Origin of the sequence: Clavibacter lycopersici, from assembly GCF_003576405.1 — a bacterium.
Taxonomy (GTDB): Bacteria; Actinomycetota; Actinomycetes; order Actinomycetales; family Microbacteriaceae; genus Clavibacter; species Clavibacter lycopersici.
On the sequence record NZ_QWGT01000275.1, the window covers coordinates 1 to 3,307 of the forward strand.

At 72.5% G+C, this 3,307-nt stretch carries 4 protein-coding genes; 1 reads left to right on the forward strand and 3 read right to left on the reverse strand.

The window, feature by feature from the left end; translation table 11 throughout:
• From DZG00_RS13745 to DZG00_RS13755, 3 genes are all read right to left on the reverse strand, one after another.
• A partial coding sequence (locus tag DZG00_RS13745) for a P-loop NTPase (protein WP_147360014.1) occupies positions 1-923 on the reverse strand: 923 nt, incomplete at its 3' end.
• On the reverse strand, positions 913-1,464 hold the full coding sequence (locus DZG00_RS13750; RefSeq protein ID WP_119382102.1) for a DUF1003 domain-containing protein: 552 nt from the start codon (positions 1,462-1,464) through the stop codon (positions 913-915). The genes DZG00_RS13750 and DZG00_RS13745, both read right to left, overlap by 11 nt.
• Positions 1,448-2,794, reverse strand: coding sequence for a magnesium transporter MgtE N-terminal domain-containing protein (locus DZG00_RS13755; RefSeq protein WP_119382101.1), 1,347 nt, complete (start codon positions 2,792-2,794; stop codon positions 1,448-1,450). The genes DZG00_RS13750 and DZG00_RS13755 overlap by 17 nt, the downstream gene beginning before the upstream one ends.
• Positions 2,795-2,852: 58 nt before the next feature.
• Between DZG00_RS13755 and DZG00_RS13760 the strand changes: the two genes are divergently transcribed.
• Positions 2,853-3,307: YflT domain-containing protein (locus DZG00_RS13760; RefSeq protein WP_119455734.1), on the forward strand; the 455-nt coding region annotated here is incomplete at its 3' end.

A 3,307-nucleotide genomic window follows, 5' to 3' on the forward strand; every position in this document is an offset into this window, starting at 1 on the left:
ACGGATCCGTCGGGCTGGACGAAGCCCGCCATGTTCTCGACGACGCCGGCGACGCGCTGGCCCGTCTGCCGGGCCACCAGGCCGCTGCGCTCGGCGACGTCGGCCGCGGCGGGCTGCGGCGTCGTGACGACGAGCACCTCGGCGTGCGGCAGCAGCTGGCCGACGGTGATGGCCACGTCGCCGGTGCCGGGAGGCAGGTCGAGCAGCAGCACGTCGAGGTCGCCGAAGAACACGTCGGTGAGGAACTGCTGGATCGTGCGGTGCAGCATCGGCCCGCGCCAGGAGACGGCCGTGCCGCCCGTGGCGTCGGGATCGAGGAACATGCCGATGGAGATGACCTTCACGCGGTGCGCGACGGGCGGCAGGATCATGTCGCCGACGCGCGTGGGCTGCGCCGTGCGGCCGTCCGCGTCGACCAGACCGAGGATCCCCGGGATGGAGAACCCGTGCACGTCCGCGTCGACGAGGCCGACGGCCAGGCCCTTCGCCGCGAGCGCGACCGCGAGGTTGGCGGTGAGCGTGGACTTGCCGACGCCGCCCTTGCCGCTCGTGACCGCGTAGACGCGCGTGAGGCTGTCCGGGCCGAAGGGGATGCCGCGCTGGGCGGCCGGGCCCCGGAGACGCTCGGTGAGGGCCCGGCGCCGCTCGGGGCTCATCACGCCGACCGTGAGCTCGAGCCGCGCGACGCCGGGCACGGCCTCGACGGTCTCGCGGACATCGCGCTCGATGGAGGTCGCGGCCGGGCAGCCGACGATGGTCAGCGCGATGTCCACGTGCGCCACGCCGCCGTCCTCGACGCGCACGTCGGAGACCATGTCGAGCTCGGTGATGGGGCGGCGGATCTCGGGATCCACCACGCGGGCGAGCGCCCGCCGCACGGAGTCCGCCGTCAGCTGTCCGGCGCCGGGGGACTCAGCGGCCATGCGTCCTGCGGCGGGCGTCGTCCTCGGCGTCGTCGGATCCGGGCTCGTCGCGCCGGTCGAGCTCCTCGAGGAGCTGGCGGAGCTCCGAGCGGATGAAGTCCTTGGACGCGACGTCCTTCATCTGCAGGCGGAGCGACACGACCTCGCGCGCGAGGTACTCGACATCGGCGACGTTGCGCTCGGCGCGCTGGCGGTCCTGCTCGATCTGCACGCGGTCGCGGTCGTCCTGGCGGTTCTGCGCGAGCAGGATGAGCGGCGCCGCGTACGAGGCCTGCAGCGACAGGATGAGCGTGAGCGCGGTGAAGCCCAGCGCCGCCGAGTCGAAGCGGGCGTTGTCCGGCCCGTAGGTGTTGTAGCCGATCCATGCGACGCAGAACAGGGTGAGGCCCACCAGGAACCACGGCGTGCCCATGCCGCGCGCGATGGACTCCGTGAACCGGCCGAACCGGTCGCGGCTCGCGCGGTTGCGCAGGGGGAGGACCGTCGTGCGGAGGCCCTTGGGCGCGTCCAGGCGGACGTCGCGGTTACTCTGCCGTGCCACGGGGAATCCTCCGTCCTCGTACGGGTCCTGCGGTGGGGATGGCGGCCGTGGCCGTGCCGTGGAAGCGGGCCGTCGCGCGCTTGCGGGTCTCCCGCTCGGCGTCGGCGCTGCGCCAGTCGTCCGGCAGGAGGTGGTCGAGCACGTCGTCGATGGTGACGACGCCGACCAGGCGGTGGTTCTCGTCCACCACGGGCACCGAGACGAGGTTGTAGCTCGCCATGATGCGCGAGACCTCCGCCGCGCTCGTGTCCGCGCGCACGGGCTCCAGGCCCTGGTCGAGCAGCGTGCCGAGGCGCTCGTGCGGCGGGTAGCGCAGCATCCGCTGGAAGTGCACCATGCCGAGGAAGCGACCGGTGGGCGGCTCGTACGGGGGGAGCGTCACGCAGACGGCGGCGCCGAGCGTGGGCGCCAGCTCGTGGCGGCGGATGAGCGCGAGGCCCTCCGCGACCGTGGCATCGCCCGAGACGATGACGGGGTCCGTCGTCATGAGGCCGCCCGCGGTGTCCGGCGCGTAGCTGAGGAGCATGCGGACGTCGTCCGCCTCCTCCGGCTGCATCAGCTCGAGCAGCGCCTCGCCGCGCTCCTCCGACAGCTGCGCGATGAGGTCGGCCGCGTCGTCCGGCTGCATCTGGTCGAGCACGTCGGCCGCGCGGTCGTCGTCGAGCGTGGCCATGATCTCCACCTGCTGCGACTCGGGCATCTCCTCGAGCACGTCGGCGAGGCGCGCGTCGGGCAGCTCCTCCGCCACCTCGAGGCGGCGGGCCTGCGGCAGGTCGAGCAGCGTGTTGGCGAGGTCGGCGGGCAGCAGGTCGGAGTACGCGGCGAGGAACTGGGAGGCGGACTGGGCGACGCCGTCGTCCTGGAGCTCGGCGACCTCCTCCCACGTGGCGAAGATGGTCGCGCCCTTGGCGAAGGGGGAGGGGCTCGTGCGCGGGCGGCGGCAGAAGAGCTGCGAGACCTCCCACTCGGCCTGGCCGGACTCCTCGATGGCGACGTCCTCGATGACGGCCGTGCCGGATCCGTCGCGCATGCTCACGCGGCGCCCCAGGATCTCCGCGATGACGCGCACCTCTCCGCCGCGCTGCTCGAAGCGGCGGAGGTTGATGAGCCCGGTGGTGATGATCTGCCCGGAGCCGATGCTCGTGACGCGCCCGATGGAGAGGAACACGCGGCGCTTGCCGGGGATCTCGACGATGAGGCCCACGACGCGCGGCGGATCGTCCTTGCGGTAGACGACGAGCACGTCGCGCACGCGTCCGACGCGGTCTCCTGCGGGGTCGAACACGCTGCACCCGGCGAGCCGGGCGACGAAGACTCGGGAGGCGCTCACAGAGTCAATCTAGTCGCTCGCCCAGCGGCCGCCCGGCGCCCCGTGGAAGACTGGCCAGGTGACCAACCCCCTCCTCGGACGCTCCTCCCGTGCCCGCATGCCGAAGCTGCCGAAGGGGGAGCCCGTCGCCACCTACGAGACCTACGACGAGGCGCAGAAGGCCGTCGTCACCCTCGCCGAGGCGGACTTCCCGGTCACGCAGGTGAGCATCGTGGGCAACGAGCTGACGAGCGTCGAGCGGGTCACGGGCAAGCTCACCTCGGCACGGGCTGCCGTCGCGGGAGCCGCGAGCGGAGCGTGGCTCGGCCTCTTCCTCGGCCTCGTCACGTTCCTGTTCTCGCCCGTGCCGAACATCTCCTTCGTCGTCGGCGCGGTGATCATCGGCGTCGGGTTCGGCGCCATCTACGGGATCGTCAGCTACAGCATCACGCGGCGCCGCCGCGACTTCACCTCGATCATGCAGGTCACGGCCACGAGCTACTCGGTGGTCGTCGAGCCCGACTCGATGCACCG